The organism is Streptomyces sp. NPDC053069, assembly GCF_044546895.1.
In the GTDB taxonomy this organism is placed as follows: Bacteria; Actinomycetota; Actinomycetes; order Streptomycetales; family Streptomycetaceae; genus Streptomyces.
Genome location: NZ_JBITZN010000010.1, coordinates 78,713 through 101,056 on the forward strand (window position 1 = coordinate 78,713; position 22,344 = coordinate 101,056).

The following is a 22,344-nucleotide window of genomic DNA, read 5'->3' on the forward strand; positions in this document are numbered from 1 at the left end:
GGCCGCGCATGGTCTCACTTTTTCACCGAGCATGGTCGGATCCCGGTCGCGTTCGTCGTCTCCGGCTGGGTGATGCTCCCCAGGCCGATCGCATAGTCGTTGCATAAAAGTGCAGCGCTACGTATAGTCATGCCATCACGAGGAGGAATGGACATGGCGGTACGTGCGGCGGTGGCCGGAGCGAGCGGATACGCGGGCGGAGAACTCCTGCGCCTGCTCCTCGCGCACCCCGAGGTCGAGATCGGTGCCCTGACCGGGAACACCAACGCCGGCCAGCGGCTCGGCGCGCTCCAGCCGCATCTGCTGCCGCTGGCCGACCGCGTGCTCGCCCCGACCACGGCCGAGGCACTCGCCGGGCACGAGGTGGTCTTCCTCGCGCTGCCGCACGGACAGTCCGCCGCCGTCGCCGAGCAGCTCGGCCCGGACGTCCTCGTGGTCGACATGGGCGCCGACTTCCGGCTGAAGGACCCGGCCGACTGGGAGGCCTTCTACGGCTCCGAGCACGCCGGTACCTGGCCCTACGGCCTCCCCGAACTTCCGGGTGCCCGCGCCGCGCTGGAGGGGTCCAAGCGCATCGCGGTGCCCGGTTGCTACCCCACCGCCGTCTCCCTGGCCCTGTTCCCGGCCTACGCCGCCGAACTCGCCGAGCCCGAGGCGGTGATCGTCGCCGCGTCCGGCACCTCCGGCGCGGGCAAGGCACCCAAGCCGCATCTGCTCGGCAGCGAGGTCATGGGCTCCATGGCGCCGTACGGCGTCGGCGGCGGCCACCGGCACACCCCCGAGATGATCCAGAACCTCAGCGGGGTCGCCGGCGAGTCCGTGAAGGTGTCCTTCACGCCGACCCTGGCGCCGATGCCGCGCGGGATCCTCGCCACGTGCAGCGCGTCCGCTGTCGCAGGCGTGACGGCGGACTCCGTCCGCGCCGCCTACGAGAAGGCCTACGCCGACGAGCCCTTCGTCCGTCTGCTCCCCGAGGGCCAGTGGCCCGCGACGGCGTCCGTCTACGGTTCCAACGCCGTTCAGGTGCAGGTCGCGTACGACGAGTCCGTGGGCCGCATCATCGCGATCAGCGCCATCGACAACCTGACCAAGGGCACCGCGGGCGGTGCCGTCCAGAGCATGAACATCGCCCTGGGTCTCCCCGAGACCACTGGGCTTTCCACGATCGGAGTCGCACCGTGAGCGTCACGGCAGCCAAGGGATTCACGGCGGCGGGCATCGCCGCCGGGATCAAGGAGAACGGCAACCCCGACCTGGCCCTCGTGGTCAACACCGGGCCGCGCCGTGCCGCCGCGGGCGTCTTCACCTCCAACCGTGTGAAGGCCGCGCCGGTGCTGTGGTCCGAGCAGGTCCTGAAGAGCGGCCAGGTCTCGGCGGTCGTCCTCAACTCGGGCGGCGCCAACGCCTGTACGGGCCCCAAGGGCTTCCAGGACACCCATGCCACCGCCGAGAAGGTGGCCGAGGTGCTCGGCCGGGGCGCCATCGAGGTGGCCGTCTGCTCCACCGGTCTCATCGGCGTCCTGCTGCCCATGGACAAGCTCCTGCCCGGCGTCGAGACGGCCGCCGCCCAGCTGTCCGAGCACGGCGGCGAGAAGGCCGCCATCGCCATCAAGACCACCGACACCGTCCACAAGACCTCCGTGGTGACGAAGGACGGCTGGACGGTCGGCGGCATGGCCAAGGGCGCGGGCATGCTCGCCCCGGGCCTCGCCACCATGCTCGTCGTCCTCACCACCGACGCCGACCTCGACAGCGAGACCCTGGACCGGGCCCTGCGGGCCGCCACCAAGGTCACCTTCGACCGCGTCGACTCCGACGGCTGCATGTCCACCAACGACACCGTGCTGCTGCTCGCCTCCGGCGCCTCCGGCCTCACCCCCGGGTACGAGGAGTTCGCCGACGCCGTACGGCAGGTCTGCGCCGACCTCGGCCGGCAGCTCATCGGCGACGCCGAGGGCGCCAGCAAGGACATCAAGGTCGAGGTGGTCAACGCGGCGAGCGAGGAGGACGCCGTCGAGGTGGGCCGCTCCATCGCCCGCAACAACCTCCTCAAGTGCGCGATCCACGGCGAGGACCCCAACTGGGGCCGGGTGCTCTCCGCGATCGGCACCACGAAGGCCGCCTTCGACCCGGACCGGCTCAACGTGGCCATCAACGGCGTGTGGGTGTGCAAGAACGGCAGCGTCGGCGAGGACCGCGAGAAGGTCGACATGCGCTACCGCGAGGTGCACATCGTCGCCGACCTGGCCGCGGGCACCGAGACCGCGACCATCTGGACCAACGACCTCACCGCCGACTACGTCCACGAGAACAGCGCCTACTCCTCATGACCACGACGCGGAAACACACCGCCCTGCCCAAGGCCCAGATCCTCATCGAGGCGCTGCCCTGGCTGACCCGGCACCACGGCAAGATCGTCGTCATCAAGTTCGGCGGCAACGCCATGGTGAACGAGGAGCTGAAGGCCGCCTTCGCCCAGGACGTCGTCTTCCTGCGGCACGCCGGCCTCAAGCCGGTCGTCGTCCACGGCGGCGGCCCGCAGATCAGCGCCGCCCTCGACAAGCACGGCATCGTCAGCGAGTTCAAGGCGGGCCTGCGCGTCACCACCGAGGACGCCATGGACGTCGTACGGATGGTGCTCGCCGGGCAGGTGCAGCGCGAGCTGGTCGGTCTGCTCAACCAGCACGGGCCGCTCGCCGTCGGCCTGACCGGCGAGGACGCGCACACCATCACCGCCACCAAGCACCAGCCCGAGATCGACGGCGAACTGGTCGACATCGGCCGCGTCGGCGAGATCACCGCGATCGACACCGGCGCGATCGAGGCGCTGCTCGCCGACGGCCGCATCCCGGTCGTGTCGTCGATCGCCCGGTCCGAGGACGACCACCATGTCTACAACGTCAATGCCGATACGGCGGCTGCGGCACTCGCTGCGGCACTGGGCGCCGAGACCCTCATGGTCCTCACCGACGTCGAGGGTCTCTACGAGGACTGGCCGAACTCCGACGAGGTGATCAGCCGCCTCACCGCTTCCCAACTGGAGAAGCTGCTGCCGGAGTTGAGCTCCGGCATGGTGCCGAAGATGGAGGGCTGCCTGCACGCCGTGCGCAACGGCGTCACCACCGCCCGCGTCATCGACGGCCGGGTCCAGCACTCGATCCTGCTGGAGATCTTCACCGACGAAGGCATCGGAACCATGGTCGTGCCCGACGGCATTCCGGGCGGACAGGGGGAGTCATGAGCAACCAGGAGCTGACCGAGCGCTGGCAGGGCGCGCTCATGAACAACTACGGCACCCCGCGCCTGCCCCTCGTGCGCGGCGAGGGCGTGAAGGTGTGGGACGCCGAGGGCCGGGAGTACCACGACTTCGTCGGGGGCATCGCCACCAACGCCCTCGGCCATGCCCACCCGGCGATCGTCGAGGCCGTCAGCCGGCAGATCGGGCAGCTCGGCCACATCTCCAACTTCTTCATGGCCGAGCCCACGGTCGCCCTCGCCGAACGGCTGCTGCAGCTCTTCGGCCGGGAGGGCCGGGTCTTCTTCTGCAACTCCGGCGCCGAGGCCAACGAGGCCGCCTTCAAGATCGGCCGGCTCACCGGGCGCACCCACATGGTCGCCACCACCGGCGGCTTCCACGGCCGTACGATGGGCGCCCTCGCGCTCACCGGCCAGCCCGCCAAGCAGGACCCGTTCCGGCCGCTGCCCGGCGATGTCACCCACGTGCCCTACGGCGACGCCCAGGCGCTCGCCACCGCGGTCACCGAGGAGACGGCGCTGGTCGTCATCGAGCCGATCCAGGGCGAGAACGGGGTCGTGGTGCCGCCGGCCGGCTATCTGAAGGCCGCCCGCGCCATCACCGCCGCCACGGGTGCCCTGCTGGTCCTGGACGAGGTGCAGACCGGCATCGGCCGCACCGGCACCTGGTTCGAGTACCAGGCCCACGAGGGCGTGCTGCCCGATGTCGTCACCCTCGCCAAGCAGCTCGGCGGCGGGCTGCCGCTCGGTGCCACAGTGGCCTTCGGCCGGGCCGCCGAACTGCTCGGGCCCGGCCACCACGGCACGACGTTCGGTGGCAACCCGGTCGCCTGCGCCGCCGGACTCGCCGTCCTCGACACCATCGCCAACGAGGGACTGCTGGAGAACGTCAAGCGGCAGAGCGAGAAGCTGCGTGAGGGAATCGAGGGACTGGGCCACCCGTTGATCGATTATGTGCGGGGTGCCGGCCTGCTCCTGGGTATCGTGCTCACCGGGCCGCGCGCGCAGCAGGTGCAGCAGGCGGCCCAGGAGGCCGGGTTCCTGGTGAACGCGCCCGCCCCCGACGTCGTACGGCTCATGCCGCCGCTGAACATCTCCGACGCCGAGGTGGGTGCTTTCCTCCAGGCGCTGCCCGGAATCCTCGACGCAGCGAACCCAGTGGATGGGGACGGACGATCCGCAGAATAGGACGACGATGAGCCAGGCGCAGGACCACGAGCAGGCGGCGGGTGCCGGGCCCGCCGTGCCGCAGACCCGTACCGCGCGGCACCGCCGGATCGTGGACATCCTCAACCGGCAGCCGGTGCGGTCGCAGAGCCAGCTGGCGAAGCTGCTCGCCGACGACGGGCTGAGCGTCACCCAGGCGACGCTCTCCCGCGACCTCGACGAGCTGAACGCGGTGAAGATCCGCAACACCGACGGCGAGCTGATCTACGCCGTGCCCAGCGAGGGCGGCTTCCGCACCCCGCGCGCGCCGCTGGGGGAGTCGGCGAAGGAGGAGCGGATGCGGCGGCTGTCCCAGGAGCTGCTGATCTCCGCGGAGGCCTCCGCCAACCTCGTGGTCCTGCGCACCCCGCCGGGGGCGGCCCAGTTCCTGGCCTCGGCCATCGACCAGGCGGAGCTGCACGACATCCTGGGCACGATCGCCGGTGACGACACACTGCTGCTGATCAGCCGGGACCCCAGCGGGGGGCAGGCACTCGCGGACCATCTGCTGCGGCTGGCGCAGAACGGTCACTGACCCCACATGCGGCGGCCTGCAGGTCGGCGCAGAATGGGAATGTGATCTTCCGCGGCGGGCGGGCAGGCAGGCCGGCAATCCCGTGGCGGCCCTCGACCGTATACAGAGGTGTGTCGGGATTCCGGTTCCCCGTGAGCCGCCTCCCGGACGAGGCTCTGCTGTCCGGGCTGGCCACCGGTGATCCGGAACTCGCGGACACTTTCGTACACAGGTTCCAGCACCGGGTCTACGGAGTCGCCATGGCGGTCACCCGCGACCAGCAACTCGCCCAGGACGTCGCCCAGCTGACGTTCGAGCGGGCCTGGCGTCACGCCCAGATCTACGACTCGCGCCGCGGCTCGGTCGCCACCTGGCTGACGACGATCGCGCACAACCTGGCCGTCGACGCCGTCCGCGCACGGCGGACCGAGCCGATGGCGTCCGAGGACCTCGACGCCCTCCTCGATGCCGTCACCGCGACCCCCGAGCAGTGGGCCCTGGCCGACGAAGCCTCCTCCCAGCTGCGGGCCGCCGTGGCCCGGCTGCCACGGGAACAGGCCCGGGCCCTGGTGATGGCGGGCATCTACGGACTGACGGCCCAGCAGATCGCCGAGCGGGAGGGGATCCCGCTGGGCACCGCCAAGACGCGGGTCAGGGCCGCGATGGCCAAACTGCGCACCACCCTCGCGTCTCCGCAGCGAGGCGACCATGTCCAGTGACCCGAACTGCGAGAAGCTGCGGGAGATCGGTGCCGAGCTCGCGCTGGGCGTGCTGTGCGGCAGCGAGCGGGCCGAGGCGGTCGCCCATCTGGACAGGTGCGCGGACTGCCGGGAGCACATCCGGCAGCTGACCCTGGTCGGCGACCGGCTGATCGGCCTGCTGCCGGACAGGGACCCGCCCCCCGGTTTCGAGGCCCGGGTGGCGCGCAGTCTGGCCCAGCAGGCGGCGGCGCAGGAGGGTGGCGGGCCCGCGCGCGCGGGCGGCCGTGCGCCCCGGAGCTTCCGTGGCCGTGCCCGCCGGGCCAGGCTGCGGCTCGCGGCGGTCGCCACCACGCTCGCCGTCGCCGTCGGGTTCGCCGGCTGGGCGGTCGGCACCGCCCTCCAGGAGGTCACGGTGAGCGAGCCCGCCCCCGCGTCCGAGCCCATGCTCATGGGCGACATGATCGCGGCCAGCGGCCGGCCGGTCGGCGAGTTCTACGCCCACCCCGGCAGCCACGCCTGGGTCTTCATGTCCGTCGATCTCGCCGGGCGCCGCAGCTCCTACAGCGGAACGGTCACCTGTCTTCTCGAGCGAGCGGACGGCAGCCTGGTCCACATCGGGAGTTTCTCCGTGCGCGGCGGCCGCGGCGACTGGGGCGTGGGGACCCCCGGCGACCTGTCGGCCGTCCTCCGCGCCCGGCTGACGTCCCCGGACGGCACCGTCCTCGCCACGGCTCATCTGGAGAAGGGCCAGGTGGTCGAGCCGGAGGACACCTGACACACCGCCCGTCCGGCCCACGGACGGTGCGCCGGGGGCAGTGTCGCTGCCAGGGCGGCGGCGAGTTCGGCGACCGTGGGCCGGCTCGCCGGGTCGATCAGCAGGCAGGCGTCGACGGCGGCGGCGAGCGCGGGTGGCAGCCGCCGCCGGGAGGCGATCGGCGGGGCGGCCCCCTCCGTCTGCGGATACCGGTCCTCCGGGCCGTCGGTGACGTCGCCCTCCCCGACACCCCTGTCCCCGGACCCGGCCCCGGTCTGGTCGAACGGCCCCTGACCGCACGCGGCCTCGAACAGCGTGACGCCGACGCCCCACACGTCGGCCGCGGCCGTGAGCGGCCCCCCGCGGGCCTGCTCCGGAGCCAGGTAGCAGCGGGTGCCCAGGCCCGCGGGCGCCGGTCCGGGCGGCCGTGCGACGCTCAGGTCCAGCACCTTCGCATGACCGCGCTCCACCACCACGTTGGCCGGCTTGAGGTCCAGGTGCAGCAGGCCCCGGCCGTGCAGGTAGTGGACCGCGGAACACAGCTGCCCACCGAGCAGCGCCACGTCCGCCGCGCCGGGCCGGCGCCGCAACCGGTGCACGAGGTGGGACAGCGTCTCACCGGTCAGTGTCTCCAGGACGACGAGCGGCTCGGGTGACGTGAAGACGTCGTAACCCCGGACCAGATGGGGATGGCTGAACTCCCGCAGCCACCGGCCCTCCCGCAGCAGCCGCTCGCCCAGCTGCGCCTCGTTCCGCCGGTCCGGCCGTACCACCTTCAGCACACAGCGGCAGGCCCGTTCCTCGCTCCAGGCGTCGTAGACGTCCTGCCAGCCGGTGCGCGCCAGCTGCGCCAGGATCTCGTATCCCGGTGCCGGCCTGGTGCCCGGTGCGAGGGGCTCGGGACCGCTCATGACAGCACCGCGCCCCCACTGAGACGGTGCAGCCGGGCGTACGTCCCCCCGACCCGGAGCAGATCGGCATGGGCGCCGTGCTCCACGACCCGGCCGTGGTCGAGCACCACGATCCGCGTGGCGTCGCGGACGGTCAGCAGGTTGTGGGAGATGACGACGGTGGTCCGCCCGGCCATCAGCCGGCGCAGGGGGTCCATGATCCGCCGGCCGGACCGGGCGTCGAGCCCCGTGGTCGGCTCGTCCAGCAGCAGCACCGGCGCGTCCCTGATCATCGCGCGGGCGATTGCCAGCCGCTGGCACTGCCCGCCGGACAGCGTCCGGCCGCGCTGGCCGACCAGCGTGTCGTAGCCCTCCGGGAGCCGCTCGATGAACTCATGGGCGTCGGCGGCACGCGCCGCCGCGACGATGTCCGCCTCGCTCGCCCCGGGCCGGCCGTAGGCGATGTTCTCCTGCACGGTGCCGTGGAAGACCAGCGTCTCCTGGAGCACCACCGCGACGTTCTCCCGTACGGCGGTCGGGCTCAGCTCCCGCAGGTCGGTTCCGTCGAGCAGGACCGCGCCCCGGTCGGGGTCGTAGAAGCGCAACTGGAGCTTGGCGACCGTGGACTTGCCGGCTCCGCTCGCCCCGACCAGCGCCAGGGTCTCCCCGGGGGCCACCTGGAAGGAGACGTCCGACAGCGCCCACGAGGAGGTGCCGGGATAGCGGAACCAGACGCCGTCGAAGGACACCTCGCCCCGCGCCCGGCCGATCCGCCGGGCGGTCGGCGGATCGGCCACCTGCGGTTGCTGGTCCAGCAGCTCGATGATCCGTTCGGCCGCGGCGGAGGCGGAGTAGAGGCTGGTGCCGAGCCGGGACAGCCCGTGTACGGGGCCGTACAGCTTGCCGATCAGCGCCAGGAAGACCAGCAGTCCGCCCAGCGTCAACTGCCCCTGGGCCAGCTTCCAGGTGCCGAGACCCATCACGGCCAGGCCGCCGGTCACCTCGATGATCTCGACGACGGGCGCGTACACGGCCCGGATCCGGGCCGAGGCCATCGCCGCCCGGAACCTGCCCATGCCCTCCCGGTCGAACCGGCGCGTCTCCCAGTCCTGCCGGTTGTACGCCTGCACCAGGGCGACGTTGCCGAGCGCCTCCTCGGCGACCGCGCTGAGTGAGCCGCTGCGGCGCCTGCGCTCCCGCGACGCCGTCTTGACCAGCCGTGAGAAGTGCCGGGCGGCGGCCCAGAACAGCGGTACGACGGCGAGGGCGAGCAGGGTCAGGTCCCACCGCAGGTAGAACAGCAGGCCCAGATAGACGCCCAGGCAGACGACGTAGTAGAGGGCGTCCGCCACCCCGGAGAGCAGGAACGTCTCGACCGCGTCGACGTCCCCCGTGACACGGGACAGCACGTCCCCGAGCCGCCGGCGCTCGAAGAAGCCGAGCGACAGTCCCTGGACGTGCCGGAACACGGCGGAGCGCAGCGAGAGCAGGAAGCGCTCGCCGACCCAGGTGGACGTCACGTCGTCGGCGAACCCCAGTACCCCGGAGCAGAGGATGAGCCCCAGATAGGCGGGGGCGATCCACTCCAGGGGCCGCAGGTCGCGGGGGACGAGCACGCCGTCCACGACGGACTTGAACAGCCAGATCTCCCCGGCGTCGACGGCCGGGCCGAACAGGCTGAACAGAAGCAGGGGAACGAGCCAGCGGCGGCCCCCGCGCGTGTAGGGCCAGAACCGCCGGAACACCTCACGCGGTGAGACGGTGGGCGCGGCCGCGACGACGGCGTCGGAGCCCTCGCCCACCGCCAGCAGACGCCGCAGCGGATGCGCCATGGGATGCGTTCCTCGGGGACCGGCGAAGCGGACCGGGTCCTCCGGTTCCCGGTCCGCTCAGCCCTGGTTGGTGATCAGTAGCCGCCGTGGCCGCCGTGACCGTGGTCGCCGTGGCCGCCGTGGCCGCCGTGACCGTGGTCGCCGTGGCCGTGTCCGTGGCCGTGGTCGTGGCCGTGGTCGTGTCCGTGACCGTGCCCCGAGGAGTCGTGGCCCGACGAGTCGTCGCCGTGGTCCCGGCGCATGGCCGGCATGAGACTGCTGAAGATAGCCATTACGTTCCTCCCGAAACTTGCTGCACAGGAGATACGTGTCACGGCGGACATCGGATGGCTGTTTTCAGAAAAAATTCCATTTTCAACCCATTCGAGCGGCCAGCCCCCCGGTGCACCGCACCTCGTCCCCGGCCGTGATCAGCAGCGCTTCCACGTCCGGCAGCGACTCCAGCCATGCCAGTCCCGCCCGCGCCCCCATCGCGAACGCCGCCGTCGCCCAGCAGTCCACCCAGGTCAGCCGCGGTCCCACCACCGTCACCGCCACCAGGTCCGTGACCGCCGGCCTGCCCGTCCGCGGGTCCATGATGTGCGCGCCCCGCTCGGCCGTGCCGGACGTCGCCACCGACAGTTCGTCCGCTCCCGCCGCCGAGATCACCGCCGCCAGCCCGCCCGGGCGCAACGGGTCCGCCACACCCACACGCCACGGCCGGTGCGGCGCCGGCGAGCCCAGCATCTGGACGTCCCCGCCCCCGTTCACACTGACCCCGCGCACCCCGGCCACCTGAGCCAGCAGCCGCGCGGCTCGTTCCGCCGCCCAGCCCTTGACGATCCCGGTGGGATCCAGCGCGCCCCGGTACCGGGGGCTGAACCAGCCCTCGCTCGCCCGTTCCGCCTCGGCCGCCAGGTCCAGCACCTCGGCCACCTCCGGCACGCACTCCGCCACGGTCAGCTCGCCCCGGGCCAGCCGCGAGATCTCGCTGTCCTCCCGATAGGTGCTGAAGACCGCGTCCGCCCGGTGCAGCCCGGCGACCGCTTCCGCCAGCGCCTCGCGCACCGCACGCGGATCCCCGCCGCGGACGTCGAAGGAGAAGACGGTCCCCATGACCTCCTCCGCATGACGCACCGCGGCGGGAGCCTCGGCAGGCTCGGCCACCGTGTCAGTCACCGGCCTGGTCCAGCGCGGACTGCAGCGACTGCTTGTAGCCGGTGCTGGTGTAGGTGGCGCCGGAGACGGCGTCGATGTCCGCGTTCCCGGCCGCCACCGCCTCCTGGTTGAGCTTCGGCACCGCCAGGGCGGTCTTCTGGTCGCTGAGGCCGCCCTTGGGTGCCTGTACCGCCTCCGCCCTGGTGACCTTGCCGCCGGCGACGGTGACGCGTACCTGGACGGGACCGTACTGGGTCTGCGCGACCTTCCCGGTGACGGTGCGCGCCTGCGCGGTCCCCGAGGATCCGGCGTTCGACGCCGGCGCCGACTTCACCTTGTCCAGCGCCGACTGCAGCGACTTCTTGTACCCCGCGCTCGTGTACGTCGCCCCCGACACCGAGTCGATCTGCGCGCTCTGCGCCGCGACGGCCTCCTGGTTGAGCCTGGGCACGGCCAGGGCGGTCTTCTGGTCGCTGAGGCCGCCCTTGGGTGCCTGTACCGCCTCCGCCCTGGTGACCTTGCCGCCGGAGACGGTCAGCCGTACCTGCACGGTCCCGTACTGCGTCTGCGCCGCGTCACCGGTCACCGTGCCGGAGCCGGCGGAGGCCTGGCTGCCGCCCTGCGGTGACTGCTGGGCCGCCGCGCCCTGCGGCGGCGCCGCGCCCACCGCCGACGCCGAGGCCGGATCGGACGCCGGCTTCAGCGACAGCAGCAGCACGACACCGGACACGGTGGCGGCCGTGGCCAGGACGACCCGCCGGATCGGGTGGCTCTTCCTCATCGCTTCGCAGCTCCTGCTCACATCTCGAACGACTCGTGGTGGATGCGGCGGGCGGGGACCCCCGCGCCGCGCAGTGCCTCGTACACCGACTGCGCGAACCCGGCCGGACCGCACATGAACACGTCGTGCCGGTCGATGTCCGGGATCTTCCGCTGGAGGTTCTCCGCGGAGATGTCCGGCCGCTCGCCCTCGGGGCTGTTCACCGCGTACATCAGCCGGGCGCCCCGCTCGTCGGCGATCTTCGCCAGCTCGTCCCACAGCGCCAGGTCCTGGGTGCTGTTGGCCCGGTAGAGCAGGGTGATGTCACCGGCCGCGCCGGGCAGCGTCTCGAACAGCGCCCGCATCGGCGTGATACCGACCCCGCCCGCGACCAGCAGCACCTTGCCCCGGCTGCGGCGCTGCGCGGTCATCGCGCCGTACGGGCCCTCCGCCCACACCCGGGTGCCGGGCGTCAGTTCCCGCAGCCGCTCGCTGTGGTCGCCGATCGCCTTCACCGTGATGCGCAGCATGTCCGGGCGGGGCGCCGCCGACAGCGAGTAGGGGTGCGAGCTGAACCGCATCCCGGGGGCGAGGAAGCGCCAGCGGAAGAACTGCCCCGCCTCCGCGCCCATCCGGTGCAGCCTCCGTCCGCCGATCAGCACCGACACGATGCCCGGCGTCTCCTCGATGACCGCCTCCACCCGCATCCGGTGCCGGAGGTTCAGCCGGATCGGGGTGAGGATGCGGTACCAGACCACCAGCGCGGTGACCGTGCCGTACAGCCCGTACCAGAAGGTCTTGGCGGCGGGCTCGACCGCGAAGTCGTTGCCGGTGGTGATCTGGTGCCAGAACGTCAGGAACACCGCCGCGTACGTCATCAGGTGGACGTGGTACCAGGTGTCGTACGGCATCCGGCGGCGGATCCCGCCGATCGACGTCAGCCCGATGAGCACGAACAGGCCGGTGCCGATGGCCGCCTTGCCCATGTCCGGCAGCTGGTTGATGGAGTCGACGGTCTGCTGCACGATGTCGCCGAGCGACTTGCCCGCCTGCAGCGCGTACCCCCACATGGTGAGGAACACATGCGCCACGATCAGACAGAGCGTGTAGCGGCCGCTCATCGCGTGCCAGCGGGCCACCCGGTCGGAACCGACCCGCCGCTCCAGCGCCGGCACGCGCGCCATCTGCAGCACGACCAGCGCCATCAGATAGCCGGCCAACAGGCCGGTGATCCGGCCCGCGTTGAGGATCCTGCTGTTGTCGTCGGCGACGGCCGGTGTGTTGTGCCACCAGAGCCACAGCACGGCCGCCGCGCCCGCCCAGACGGCGAGCAGCAGCGGGACGGCCGGGGAGCGGCGCGGGCGGATGCGGCGCATCGTCTGGCGGCGGGCGGCACGTCCGCCTGCGAGCGTGGTGGTCACGGTTCCTCCGTGGGGACTTGACCCTTGGCCCAGAGATACGTGCCGCATGCGCTGGGTGTTCAGAGGCCCCCGCCTCACAGTCCGGCCGAGTCCAGCGCGGACCGGAGTGACCGTCGGTATCCGTCACTGGTGTACGTCGCTCCCGACACGGCGTCGATCTGCGCGCTCTGTGCGGCCAGCGCCGCACGCCGCAGCTGGGGGAGTGCGTAGCTGTTGATCTCCTGGTCGCGGGCGTTGTCGTGCGGGTACCGCACGGCCGTCACGTCCGTGAGCCTGCCGCTCTTGATCGTCGCCCGCACTCAGAGAAAACTCAGAGGACAGGCGGTACGTCCCACTCGGCCACCTGGGTGATGCTGGTAAGCGCGATGAACACCACCCGTTCCGGCCGCCCGGCCCTCACCCGACCCGACGGCACCCCGCTGCGCGTCCTCGTCGTCGACGACGACCCCGACCTCGCGGAGGTGCTCACCGGCGCCCTGCGCTACGAGGGCTGGGAGGTCCGCGCGGCCGGCGACGGCGCCTCGGCCCTGACCACCGCCCGCGAACTGCTGCCCGACGCGGTCGTCCTGGACGTGCTGCTCCCGGACACCGACGGCTTCGCCGTGCTGCGCCGCCTGCACGAGGTCAAGCCGGACGTCTGTGTCCTCTTCCTCACGGCACGGGACGCGGTCGAGGACCGGATCGCGGGCATCACCGCGGGCGGCGACGACTACGTCACCAAGCCCTTCAGCCTGGAAGAGGTCGTCGCCCGGCTGCGCGGTCTGCTGCGCCGGGCGGGCATGGCCCGGCAGCAGGAGGAGGGGCCGCGGCTGATCGTGGGCGACCTGGTGATGGACGAGGAGGCCCGCGAGGTCACGCGGGCCGCGGAACTGATCGAACTCTCGCCCACGGAGTTCGAACTCCTCCGCTTCCTCATGCGCAACCCGCGCCGTGTGCTCAGCAAGGCCCAGATACTCGACCGGGTGTGGTCGTACGACTTCGGGGGCCGCGCCCACGTCGTGGAGCTGTACATCTCCTACCTGCGCAAGAAGGTCGACGCGGGCCGCGATCCCATGATCCACACGGTGCGCGGAGCGGGCTATGTCCTGAAGCCGGTGGCCAAGTGAGGGCCGTGCGACACCTGCGCCTGCCCCGCCTGCGGACCCTGCGCGCCCGGCTGACCTTCGGCCTGGTGGTACTGCTGGCGGTGAGCTGCGCGGCCGTGGGCCTGGCGGCGGTCGTCGAGCTGAACGGCTTCCTCACCCAGCGCCTGGACGAGCAGCTCACCCAGGTCGGCACCCGGTTCCCGGAGAGCCTGGAACGCGGCGGCAGGCTGCCCGACGACCATCCCGACGACCATGACGGGGACGAACACGGCGACACCCGTCGGATGGCGACCGGCACCTTCGGCGCGCGTCTGCTGAACGGCACGGTCACCAACAAGGGCCTCATCCGGGGCGGCGACCCGTCCGCCGACCTGAACGTCGACCTGACGGCACAGGACAGCGCACGCCTGGCCCGGGTACCGGTCGACGGCCGGCCCCACACCGTCGAGCTCTCCGCCCTGGACGACTACCGGGTCGTCGCCTGCGCCGGACGGGACGGGGACGTGCTGATCGTCGGCCTGCCGCTGGAGCCGGTCCAGGCCACGGTCCACCGCCTGGAACTGGTCGCCGGGGTCGTCTTCGGCCTCGCGCTCGTGATGACCGGCGTGGCCGGCGCCCTCTGGGTCCGCTGGTCCCTGCGCCCGCTCAGCCGGGTCGCCGCCACCGCCACCCGGGTCAGTGAGCTTCCGCTGGCCAGCGGCGAGGTGGCGCTGCCGGCGCGCGCTCCGGACGCCGACCCGGACAGCGAGGTCGGCCGGGTCGCCGGGGCCTTCAACCGCATGCTCGGCCATGTCGAGGACGCGCTGACCAAGCGGCACGCGAGCGAGGAACGGCTGCGCCGCTTCGCCGCCGACGCCAGCCACGAGCTGCGCACCCCGGTCGCCTCGGTCCGCGGCCACGCCGAACTGGCCCTCCTCCATCCGGGCCCGGTACCACCGGAGGTGACCCGCGCCCTGCGGCGCATCACGGCCGAGTCCGCCCGCATGGGCGAGATGGTCGACGATCTGCTGCTGCTGGCCCGCCTCGACGCCGGCCGCCCGCTGGAACGCCGCCCGGTCGACCTGACCCGCCTCGTCCTGGACGCGGTCACGGACGCCCGCGCCACCGGCCCTGAACACCGCTGGACCCTGGACCTCCCGGAGGAACCGGTGACGGTGACGGGAGACGCCCACCGACTGCACCAAGTGCTGGCCAACCTGTTGGCCAACGCACGTTTGCACACGCCTGTCGGCACCAAGGTCACGGTCACCCTGGAGACCACCACCGACGCGGCCCTCTTCTCCGTCCACGACGACGGCCCCGGTGTCCCCGAGGGCATCCAGCCCGACGTCTTCGAACGCTTCACCCGAGCAGAACACCGCCGCCGAGCGGACGCCCCCGGCGGCGGCACGGGCCTGGGCCTGTCGATCGTGGCGGCGGTGGCGGAGGCGCACGGCGGCAGTGTGGACTTGGCGAGCACCCCGGGCTCCACGACATTCCGGGTCAGCCTGCCGGCCTGAGGGCGCGAGGCTTTGTCGACATGCGGCTTTGCCGCGCGGGCGTACGGCGAGTTCAGTACCGGGTGAGAGATGTCACCCCGTCCGCCGTCCCGATGGCCATGTGCGGGTCCTTCCCGGGCTCGGCCCACTGCAGAATCCGCCGCATCGCGTCTTCCGGCACCGACACACAACCAGCCGTTGCCCCCCGCCCGTTGACATGCAGGAAGATGCCCGCGCCACGCCCCCGTACCGGCTGGTCGTAGTTGAACCCGATGACGAGTCCGTACGCATACTGCGTCGTGTAGGAGATCAGGTGCTCCGACTCGGACGCCCGGCAGTCGCCCGGCAGCGGATCCACCCACCGGTTGTACGACGCCGAGTCATTGTCCTGGCACCACCAGGAGCTCTCCTTCACCGCCCGGTACTCGACGCTCGTCCCGCTCGGCGCCGCCTTGATCCCGAAGCCGAACGGAAGGGCGTACAGACCGGTCGGCGTGGTGTCCGTGCCCTGCACGCGTGAGCCGCCGTCGACGAGCCCGTTCGCCCCGAACCGCGCCGGTGCCGTACCGGCCTGCACCCACTGCCCGCCCTTCAGGTCCCACCAGCTGAGCGTGCCCGTGGTGGCGGCGGCGCTGTCCGCCTGCGCGATGATCAGCTGGCTGCCGCCGCCGGTGTCCGTCATCCGCGCGGGCAGCGACTCGGACCCGGTGCCCGGGGCGGAGCCGAGCAGGGCGAGCGAGGACGCGGACACGAGGGCCAGTACGACACCGGGGCGCATGGCTCAGACGGTAGACGGCGGAAGCGGCAACGGCAGCCCGGGTAGTCCGTCCAGGCTCTTCGCGACATGCTCCTTCTTCTCGAAGTACGCGCCCAGCGTGACGTCGTCCTCCCGTGCGAAACGCTTCTCGTGCAGGTCGCGGTCGCCCTCGTACGCCAGGCGGGGGACGGCGTACCCGCAGGTGTCCCGGACCAGCTCCGCGTGTACGACGATGATCGCGCGCAGTCCGTGCGGGGTCGGGTCGATGTCCGGGAAGTGGGCGAGCAGCTCTTTGAAGCGAGGGTCGTCCCGGAAGACGGGCTCGCCCCGGCCGTGCACGCGCACGATGTTCGGCGGGCCCTGGAAGGCGCACCACATCAGGGTGATCCGGCCGTTCTCCCTGAGGTGCGCGATGGTCTCCGCGTTGGACCCGGCGAAGTCCAGGTAGGCCACGGTCAGTCCGTCGAGGACCGCGAAGGAGCCCCTGAGGCCCTTGGGGGAGAGGTTGACCGTGCCGTCGCCGGACAGTGGGGCGGTCGCGGTGAAGAAGAGGGGCTGCTCCTCGATGAACGTCCGGAGCCTGCCGTCGATGCGCTCATAGGTCTTTCCCATGTCTAACGATTATTGGCGCAACTCCTTCGCTTGTCTAAGGAATTCCGCGAAAGGTCCACCGCCCCGGCCGGCGCAGACCGGGGCGGCCACGGCTGCCTGTCGCCTCACCGGGACAGCGTGCAGGCGGCCAGGGAGGCGAGTCCTTCCGGCTTGGTGGTGGTGCGGCCGATGGCGATGGTGATGCGGTCGATGGTGGAGGCGCGTTTGTCCTTGAGGGGGCCGAGGATGGCGTTGTTGACGAAGTTGGGTCCGCCCTGGCCGACGGTGGTCTGCAAACGCTTGTCGGCTTCCTGGATCTGCGTCTGCAGCAGGGTGAGATTGCGGTCGACCTCGGCCTTGGCGGCGGCGGGGACGGCGGGGAGCCTGGAGGCGACGTCCGGGCAGGTGATCGTGCCGGCTCCGGTGTTCCCTCCGGGCTTCCCGACGGTTCCCGTCTGCTCGGAGGCGGCCGTGCTCGGTGCGGCGGTACCGGCCGCCGCGCTGCCGCTCGCGTTCAGGGCGCAGGCGGCCAGGGAGGCGAGTCCTGTCGGCTTGGTGGTGGTGCGGCCGATGGCGATGGTGATGCGGTCGATGGTGGAGGCGCGTTTGTCCTTGAGGGGGCCGAGGATGGCGTTGTTGACGAAGTTGGGTCCGCCCTGGCCGACGGTGGTCTGCAAACGCTTGTCGGCTTCCTGGATCTGGGTCTGCAGCAGGGTGAGATTGCGGTCGACCTCGGCCTTGGCGGCGGCGGGGACGGCGGGGAGCCTGGAGGCGACGTCCGGGCAGGTGATCGTGCCGGGGCTTGCGAGGGTGCGGGCGTTCGCGGTGGCGCCGCTCCGGTGGGGCGTTCCGGCGAGGGCGGAGCCTGCGATCACCGCGCCGGTGAGTGCCACGGCGGCGGTGCCGCCGATGATCGCCACGCGACGCTTGTGGTACTTCGGAAGAGCCCTGGACATGCGGATGCCTCACTTGGGTCAGGAGTGGGTTCAGCGGTGACCGACGCGGCGCCTGCGTCTGCCGGTGATTACGGGAAAGCGGTTGCCCTCGTTCAACGGTCCCGAGAATTGACGAATCATGCAGACCTCTGCATACTCATGCATGACAGCAGGTGCAGTGTTGAGGAGAGACCCGTGACCGAGCGCGTCGTACTCGCCTATTCGGGCGGCCTGGACACCTCCGTCGCCATCGGCTGGATCGCCGAGGAGACGGGCGCCGAGGTCATCGCCGTCGCGGTGGATGTCGGCCAGGGCGGCGAGGACCTGGACGTCATCCGCAAGCGCGCCCTCGCCTGCGGTGCCGTCGAGGCGGAGGTCGCCGACGCCAGGGACGAGTTCGCCGACGAGTACTGCCTCCCGGCGATCAAGGCCAACGCCCTCTACATGGACCGCTACCCGCTGGTCTCGGCCCTGTCCCGGCCCGCGATCGTCAAGCACCTGGTCGCCGCCGCGAAGAAGCACGGCGCCACGACCGTCGCCCACGGCTGCACCGGCAAGGGCAACGACCAGGTCCGCTTCGAGGCCGGCATCGCCGCCCTCGCCCCCGACCTGAAGTGCATCGCCCCGGTCCGCGACTACGCCATGACCCGGGACAGGGCGATCGCCTTCTGCGAGGCCGAGCAGCTCCCGATCGCCACCACCAAGAAGTCGCCGTACTCCATCGACCAGAACGTCTTCGGACGCGCCGTCGAGACGGGCTTCCTGGAGGACATCTGGAACGCCCCCGTCGAGGACATCTACGAGTACACCGCCGACCCGGCGGCGCCCCGGGAGCCCGACGAGGTGATCCTCACCTTCGAGGAGGGCGTCCCGGTCGCCGTCGACGGCAGGCCCGTCACCGTCCTGCAGGCGATCCAGCAGCTCAACGACCGCGCCGGCGCCCAGGGCATCGGCCGGATCGACATGGTCGAGGACCGCCTCGTCGGCATCAAGTCCCGCGAGGTGTACGAGGCTCCTGGCGCGATCGCCCTGATCACCGCCCACCAGGAGCTGGAGAACGTCACCGTCGAGCGCGAACTCGCCCGCTACAAGCGGCAGGTCGAGCAGCGCTGGGGCGAACTGGTCTACGACGGCCAGTGGTTCTCCCCGCTCAAGCGTGCCCTCGACGGGTTCATCGAGGAGGCCAACCGGCACGTCTGCGGCGACATCCGTATGACCCTGCACGGCGGCCGCGCGGTCGTCACCGGCCGCCGCTCCGAGTCGTCCCTGTACGACTTCGACCTCGCCACCTACGACACCGGCGACACCTTCGACCAGGCCGCCGCCAAGGGCTTCATCGACATCTACAGCCTGTCGTCGAAGATCGCCGCCAGGCGAGACCTCGCGTGAGTACGGTCCCCACATCCACCACTTTCTCTAGGAGCAGCGCAAGTGAGCAGCAACAGCGGTGACGTACGGCTCTGGGGCGCCCGTTTCGCCGACGGTCCCGCCGAGGCCCTGGCGAAGCTGTCCGCGTCCGTCCACTTCGACTGGCGGCTCGCGCCGTACGACATCGCCGGCTCGCGTGCCCACGCGCGCGTGCTGCACAAGGCCGGGCTCCTCACGGACGACGAGCTGAACCGGATGATCGCCGGCCTCGACCAGCTCGAAGCCGACGTGGCCGACGGCTCGTTCGTGGGCACGATGGCGGACGAGGACTGCCACACGGCCCTGGAACGGGGCCTGCTGGAGCGCCTCGGCCCCGACCTCGGCGGCAAGCTGCGCGCGGGCCGCTCCCGCAACGACCAGGTGACGACCCTCTTCCGCATGTACCTGCGGGACCACGCCCGCATCATCGGCGGCCTGATCGCCGACCTCCAGGACGCCCTGATCGGCCTCGCCGAGGCCCACCCCGACGTCGCGATGCCCGGCCGCACCCACCTCCAGCACGCCCAGCCGGTCCTGTTCGCCCACCACGTCCTGGCCCACGTCCAGTCCCTGTCCCGGGACGCGGAGCGCCTGCGCCAGTGGGACGAGCGTACGGCGGTCTCCCCGTACGGCTCCGGAGCCCTCGCCGGCTCCTCCCTCGGCCTGGACCCGGAGGCGGTGGCGCAGGACCTCGGCTTCGAGCACGGCAGCGTCGGCAACTCCATCGACGGCACGGCCTCCCGTGACTACGTCGCCGAGTTCCTCTTCATCACCGCGATGATCGGCGTGAACCTCTCCCGGATCGCCGAGGAGATCATCATCTGGAACACGAAGGAGTTCTCCTTCGTGACCCTGCACGACGCGTTCTCCACGGGCTCGTCGATCATGCCGCAGAAGAAGAACCCGGACATCGCCGAGCTGGCACGCGGCAAGTCCGGCCGTCTGATCGGCAATCTCACCGGTCTCCTCGCGACCCTCAAGGCCCTGCCCCTCGCCTACAACCGCGACCTCCAGGAGGACAAGGAGCCGGTCTTCGACTCCGTCGACCAGCTGGAGATCCTGCTCCCGGCGTTCACCGGGATGACGGCGACGCTCACCGTGCACCGCGACCGCATGGAGGAGCTGGCCCCGGCCGGCTTCTCGCTCGCCACCGACATCGCCGAGTGGCTGGTCAAGCAGGGTGTGCCGTTCCGCGTGGCGCACGAGGTCGCCGGCGAGTGCGTGAAGGTCGCCGAGGCCGAGGGCAAGGAACTGGACGACCTCACGGACGAACAGTTCGCGAAGATCTCCGCCCACCTCACTCCCGAGGTGCGGACCGTCCTCAACGTCCCGGGCGCCCTCGCCTCCCGCAACGGCCGGGGCGGCACGGCCCCGAGCGCGGTCGCCGTACAGCTGGCGGAGGTCAAGGCGGACGTGGCCGCCCAGCACGCGTGGGCCACGGCCAAGCGCGCCTGAGAAGCCGTACGAGAAGACGAAGGGCCCGGACATCTCGTCCGGGCCCTTCGTGCTGCCCGGGGCCGCTCGGGTCACAGACCCGGCAGCGGGCCGGATCACGGCTCGGGTAACAGATGAGATTCGGCCAGTGGCCGAAACCTTGACGCCGGGATACGTGGAGGTAACTATTCCGCTTACCGGTCGGCAATGCCGAACACCGGTCGATCAATGTCGAGCATGAAAGGGACGTCATGCGCGCCAGACGTACACGACGGACAGCCCGCCTCCTCGCCGTCACCGCGGCGGCCGCGCTCTGCGCCCTCGGCCTCACGACCTCCGCGAGCGCCGCCGACACCCCGCCACCCGGCGCCAACAACTGGTCCTGCAAGCCGGACTCGGCCCATCCGCAGCCCGTGGTCCTGGTCAATGGCACCTTCAAGACCTCGTACGAGAACTGGCTGACCCTCTCGCCCGACCTCGTCAGCGCCGGATACTGCGTCTTCTCCTTCGACTACGGTGACCTGGAGACCGCCCCGATCCCGGACTCGGCCGCCGAGCTGCGCGACTTCGTGGACGCCGTGCTCGGTGCGACCGGCGCCAGGAAGGTCGACATCGTCGGCCACAGCCAGGGCGGCATGATGCCCCGCTACTACGTGAAGTTCCTCGGCGGCGCGACCAAGGTGGACGACCTGGTCGGCATCGTCCCCTCCAACCACGGCACCACCAACCCGCTCGCCCTCGCGGCCGGTGCCACCGTCTGCCCCTCCTGCGTCGACCAGACCGCCGGCTCGGACTTCCTGAAGAAGCTCAACTCCGACCCGGAGACGCCGGTCGGCCCGGACTACACGGCGATCGCCACCAAGTACGACGAGGTCGTGGTGCCGTACACCAGTGCCTTCCTCAACGGCTCCGCCTCCTACGTGACCAACGTGCTGCTCCAGGACCGCTGCCCGCTCGACACCACCGAGCACGACCAGGCGCCCAAGTCCCCGCTGGTCGAGCAGTGGGTCCTCAACGCCCTGGGGCGGAAGGGGCCGGCCGACCCCGCCTTCGTGCCGCGCTGCGTCAGCACGGGCTGAACCGCCCGCGGCTGGGTACATTGGAGATCCTCAGCCGATCGTGCAGGGAGCCCCCATGCCGTTCAGCCGCCTGGCCGCCGCGACCACGCCCACCGCGCACCTCGGCCTCGGTCTCGCCGCCGTCGGCCGTCCGGGCTACATCAACCTCGGCCGGGAGGACGACCTCCCGGCCGAGCGCACCGTGGACGCCCTGCGCACCCGTACCCACGAACTCCTCGACGCCGCCTACGCCCAGGGCGTGCGCTACTTCGACGTGGCCCGCTCCTACGGCCGTTCGGAGGAGTTCCTCGCCGACTGGCTGAACGCCCGCCCCGGCATCGACGACGTGGTCGTCGGCAGCAAATGGGGCTACACCTACACCGCCGGCTGGTCCACCGACGCCGAACAGCACGAGGTCAAGGACCACAGCCTCGCCACGTACGAGCGGCAGCGCGCCGAGACCGACGCACTGCTCGGCGACCGGCTCGACCTCTACCAGATCCACTCGGTGACCCCGGACAGCCCCGCCCTCACCGACAAGGACCTGCACGCCCGGCTCGCCGAGGCCGCCGCCCAGGGCCTGACCGTCGGCTTCTCCACCAGCGGCCCCGACCAGGCCGACGCCGTCCGCGCCGCGCTCGCCGTGACCGTCGACGGCGAGCCCCTCTTCCGTACGGTCCAGTCGACGTACAACGTGCTGGAGACGTCGGCGGCCCCCGCACTGGCCGAGGCGCACGACGCCGGGCTCACCGTGATCGTCAAGGAGGGCATGGCCAATGGCCGGCTGGCGGAGCCGCACGCACCCGAGGCGCTGAAGAGGGTCGCCGAGGAGGCCTCACTCGGCTGTGACGCCGTGGCCCTCGCCTGGATCCTGCGCCGGCCCTGGGTGGGTGTCGTGCTCTCCGGCGCCGCGACCGTCACCCAGCTCGCCTCCAACCTCCACGCCCCCGCCGTCGACCTCGACGCGGACCAGCTGACGCGTCTCGCCGCGCTCGCCGAGGACCCGCACGTCTACTGGGAGCGGCGCGGACAGCTGCCCTGGCACTGACGATCACCCGCTCCGACCAGCAGTGGAGAGTCACTCATGCCTAATGTGAGACATGAATGTCTCACATGGGCTATCCTTGTC

The 22,344-nt window shown here is 71.5% G+C and carries 22 protein-coding genes and 1 pseudogene; 13 read left to right on the forward strand and 10 right to left on the reverse strand.

Going from position 1 to position 22,344, the window contains the following annotated elements:
• Window positions 1-153 precede the first annotated feature (153 nt).
• From argC to ACIGXP_RS23615, 7 genes are all read left to right on the forward strand, one after another.
• Window positions 154-1,182, forward strand: coding sequence for an N-acetyl-gamma-glutamyl-phosphate reductase (gene argC / locus ACIGXP_RS23585; protein ID WP_399771204.1), 1,029 nt, complete (start codon window positions 154-156; stop codon window positions 1,180-1,182).
• Window positions 1,179-2,330 carry a bifunctional glutamate N-acetyltransferase/amino-acid acetyltransferase ArgJ gene (argJ, locus tag ACIGXP_RS23590; protein ID WP_399771208.1) on the forward strand — a complete coding sequence of 384 codons (1,152 nt, stop codon included), beginning with the start codon at window positions 1,179-1,181 and terminating at the stop codon, window positions 2,328-2,330. Before argC ends, argJ begins: the two co-directional genes overlap by 4 nt.
• A complete protein-coding gene (argB, locus tag ACIGXP_RS23595) occupies window positions 2,327-3,241 on the forward strand; it encodes an acetylglutamate kinase (protein WP_363215965.1) in 915 nt (304 codons plus the stop codon). The genes argJ and argB overlap by 4 nt, the downstream gene beginning before the upstream one ends.
• Entirely contained in the window at window positions 3,238-4,443 is a 1,206-nt protein-coding gene (locus ACIGXP_RS23600) for an acetylornithine transaminase (RefSeq protein ID WP_363215964.1), read from the forward strand. Before argB ends, ACIGXP_RS23600 begins: the two co-directional genes overlap by 4 nt.
• A gap of 7 nt (window positions 4,444-4,450) precedes the next feature.
• A complete protein-coding gene (locus tag ACIGXP_RS23605) occupies window positions 4,451-4,996 on the forward strand; it encodes an arginine repressor (protein WP_055704023.1) in 546 nt (181 codons plus the stop codon).
• Window positions 4,997-5,106: 110 nt separating this feature from the next.
• Complete coding sequence (locus ACIGXP_RS23610; RefSeq protein ID WP_399771212.1) at window positions 5,107-5,694, forward strand: RNA polymerase sigma factor; 588 nt, start codon at window positions 5,107-5,109, stop codon at window positions 5,692-5,694.
• Window positions 5,684-6,451 carry a hypothetical protein gene (locus ACIGXP_RS23615; RefSeq protein WP_399771215.1) on the forward strand — a complete coding sequence of 256 codons (768 nt, stop codon included), beginning with the start codon at window positions 5,684-5,686 and terminating at the stop codon, window positions 6,449-6,451. Before ACIGXP_RS23610 ends, ACIGXP_RS23615 begins: the two co-directional genes overlap by 11 nt.
• On the opposite strand, the gene ACIGXP_RS23620 is transcribed toward ACIGXP_RS23615, so the two are convergent.
• From ACIGXP_RS23620 to ACIGXP_RS23650, 7 genes and pseudogenes are all read right to left on the reverse strand, one after another.
• A complete protein-coding gene (locus ACIGXP_RS23620; protein WP_399771218.1) occupies window positions 6,409-7,341 on the reverse strand; it encodes a serine/threonine-protein kinase in 933 nt (310 codons plus the stop codon). The genes ACIGXP_RS23615 and ACIGXP_RS23620 overlap by 43 nt on opposite strands.
• A complete protein-coding gene (locus ACIGXP_RS23625; RefSeq protein WP_399771222.1) occupies window positions 7,338-9,152 on the reverse strand; it encodes an ABC transporter ATP-binding protein in 1,815 nt (604 codons plus the stop codon). Before ACIGXP_RS23625 ends, ACIGXP_RS23620 begins: the two co-directional genes overlap by 4 nt.
• Before the next feature lie 74 nt (window positions 9,153-9,226).
• Window positions 9,227-9,424, reverse strand: coding sequence for a hypothetical protein (locus ACIGXP_RS23630; protein ID WP_399771224.1), 198 nt, complete (start codon window positions 9,422-9,424; stop codon window positions 9,227-9,229).
• Window positions 9,425-9,506: 82 nt separating this feature from the next.
• On the reverse strand, window positions 9,507-10,298 hold the full coding sequence (locus ACIGXP_RS23635) for an FAD:protein FMN transferase (protein WP_399771577.1): 792 nt from the start codon (window positions 10,296-10,298) through the stop codon (window positions 9,507-9,509).
• Between the two features lie 4 nt (window positions 10,299-10,302).
• Window positions 10,303-11,070 carry an FMN-binding protein gene (locus ACIGXP_RS23640; RefSeq protein ID WP_399771226.1) on the reverse strand — a complete coding sequence of 256 codons (768 nt, stop codon included), beginning with the start codon at window positions 11,068-11,070 and terminating at the stop codon, window positions 10,303-10,305.
• 17 nt (window positions 11,071-11,087) lie between these two features.
• A complete protein-coding gene (locus ACIGXP_RS23645; protein ID WP_363215955.1) occupies window positions 11,088-12,470 on the reverse strand; it encodes a ferredoxin reductase family protein in 1,383 nt (460 codons plus the stop codon).
• 74 nt (window positions 12,471-12,544) lie between these two features.
• Window positions 12,545-12,769 (reverse strand): annotated as a pseudogene (locus tag ACIGXP_RS23650) (FMN-binding protein); the annotation flags it as partial.
• Window positions 12,770-12,835: 66 nt separating this feature from the next.
• Here ACIGXP_RS23650 and ACIGXP_RS23655 point away from each other — a divergent pair.
• Together ACIGXP_RS23655 and ACIGXP_RS23660 are read left to right on the forward strand one after the other, a co-directional pair.
• A complete protein-coding gene (locus ACIGXP_RS23655; protein WP_399771229.1) occupies window positions 12,836-13,576 on the forward strand; it encodes a response regulator transcription factor in 741 nt (246 codons plus the stop codon).
• Between the two features lie 5 nt (window positions 13,577-13,581).
• Window positions 13,582-15,054: a sensor histidine kinase gene (locus ACIGXP_RS23660; RefSeq protein ID WP_399771231.1), complete on the forward strand. Its 1,473-nt coding sequence runs from the start codon at window positions 13,582-13,584 to the stop codon at window positions 15,052-15,054.
• Between the two features lie 52 nt (window positions 15,055-15,106).
• Here ACIGXP_RS23660 and ACIGXP_RS23665 read toward each other — a convergent pair whose 3' ends face one another.
• The 3 genes from ACIGXP_RS23665 to ACIGXP_RS23675 all read right to left on the reverse strand — a co-directional run bounded on the left by ACIGXP_RS23665 (window position 15,107) and on the right by ACIGXP_RS23675 (window position 17,337).
• On the reverse strand, window positions 15,107-15,811 hold the full coding sequence (locus tag ACIGXP_RS23665; protein WP_363215954.1) for a L,D-transpeptidase family protein: 705 nt from the start codon (window positions 15,809-15,811) through the stop codon (window positions 15,107-15,109).
• 3 nt (window positions 15,812-15,814) lie between these two features.
• Window positions 15,815-16,402, reverse strand: coding sequence for a pyridoxamine 5'-phosphate oxidase family protein (locus ACIGXP_RS23670; protein WP_363215953.1), 588 nt, complete (start codon window positions 16,400-16,402; stop codon window positions 15,815-15,817).
• A gap of 104 nt (window positions 16,403-16,506) precedes the next feature.
• Complete coding sequence (locus tag ACIGXP_RS23675; RefSeq protein ID WP_399771234.1) at window positions 16,507-17,337, reverse strand: hypothetical protein; 831 nt, start codon at window positions 17,335-17,337, stop codon at window positions 16,507-16,509.
• Window positions 17,338-17,511: 174 nt separating this feature from the next.
• Here ACIGXP_RS23675 and ACIGXP_RS23680 point away from each other — a divergent pair, with 174 nt between their 5' ends.
• From ACIGXP_RS23680 to ACIGXP_RS23695, 4 genes are all read left to right on the forward strand, one after another.
• A complete protein-coding gene (locus ACIGXP_RS23680; RefSeq protein ID WP_399771236.1) occupies window positions 17,512-18,705 on the forward strand; it encodes an argininosuccinate synthase in 1,194 nt (397 codons plus the stop codon).
• A 42-nt stretch (window positions 18,706-18,747) separates the two neighbouring features.
• Window positions 18,748-20,178 carry an argininosuccinate lyase gene (gene argH / locus ACIGXP_RS23685; protein WP_399771239.1) on the forward strand — a complete coding sequence of 477 codons (1,431 nt, stop codon included), beginning with the start codon at window positions 18,748-18,750 and terminating at the stop codon, window positions 20,176-20,178.
• A 230-nt stretch (window positions 20,179-20,408) separates the two neighbouring features.
• The gene (locus ACIGXP_RS23690; protein WP_363215948.1) at window positions 20,409-21,236 is read left to right on the forward strand and encodes an alpha/beta fold hydrolase; all 828 of its coding nucleotides are present in this window, start codon (window positions 20,409-20,411) and stop codon (window positions 21,234-21,236) included.
• Between the two features lie 55 nt (window positions 21,237-21,291).
• Window positions 21,292-22,263, forward strand: coding sequence for an aldo/keto reductase (locus tag ACIGXP_RS23695; RefSeq protein ID WP_399771242.1), 972 nt, complete (start codon window positions 21,292-21,294; stop codon window positions 22,261-22,263).
• Window positions 22,264-22,344 lie beyond the last annotated feature (81 nt).

Coding starts and splice junctions, on each gene's coding strand:
- ACIGXP_RS23630 (WP_399771224.1), bottom strand. CDS start 9,424: ATGGCTATCTTCAGCAGTCTCATGCCGGCCATGCGCCGGGACCACGGC.
- ACIGXP_RS23625 (WP_399771222.1), bottom strand. CDS start 9,152: ATGGCGCATCCGCTGCGGCGTCTGCTGGCGGTGGGCGAGGGCTCCGAC.
- ACIGXP_RS23615 (WP_399771215.1), top strand. CDS start 5,684: ATGTCCAGTGACCCGAACTGCGAGAAGCTGCGGGAGATCGGTGCCGAG.
- ACIGXP_RS23620 (WP_399771218.1), bottom strand. CDS start 7,341: ATGAGCGGTCCCGAGCCCCTCGCACCGGGCACCAGGCCGGCACCGGGA.
- ACIGXP_RS23690 (WP_363215948.1), top strand. CDS start 20,409: ATGCGCGCCAGACGTACACGACGGACAGCCCGCCTCCTCGCCGTCACC.
- argB (WP_363215965.1), top strand. CDS start 2,327: ATGACCACGACGCGGAAACACACCGCCCTGCCCAAGGCCCAGATCCTC.
- ACIGXP_RS23600 (WP_363215964.1), top strand. CDS start 3,238: ATGAGCAACCAGGAGCTGACCGAGCGCTGGCAGGGCGCGCTCATGAAC.
- ACIGXP_RS23605 (WP_055704023.1), top strand. CDS start 4,451: ATGAGCCAGGCGCAGGACCACGAGCAGGCGGCGGGTGCCGGGCCCGCC.
- ACIGXP_RS23665 (WP_363215954.1), bottom strand. CDS start 15,811: ATGCGCCCCGGTGTCGTACTGGCCCTCGTGTCCGCGTCCTCGCTCGCC.
- argC (WP_399771204.1), top strand. CDS start 154: ATGGCGGTACGTGCGGCGGTGGCCGGAGCGAGCGGATACGCGGGCGGA.
- ACIGXP_RS23675 (WP_399771234.1), bottom strand. CDS start 17,337: ATGTCCAGGGCTCTTCCGAAGTACCACAAGCGTCGCGTGGCGATCATC.
- ACIGXP_RS23670 (WP_363215953.1), bottom strand. CDS start 16,402: ATGGGAAAGACCTATGAGCGCATCGACGGCAGGCTCCGGACGTTCATC.
- ACIGXP_RS23695 (WP_399771242.1), top strand. CDS start 21,292: ATGCCGTTCAGCCGCCTGGCCGCCGCGACCACGCCCACCGCGCACCTC.
- ACIGXP_RS23640 (WP_399771226.1), bottom strand. CDS start 11,070: ATGAGGAAGAGCCACCCGATCCGGCGGGTCGTCCTGGCCACGGCCGCC.
- ACIGXP_RS23655 (WP_399771229.1), top strand. CDS start 12,836: ATGAACACCACCCGTTCCGGCCGCCCGGCCCTCACCCGACCCGACGGC.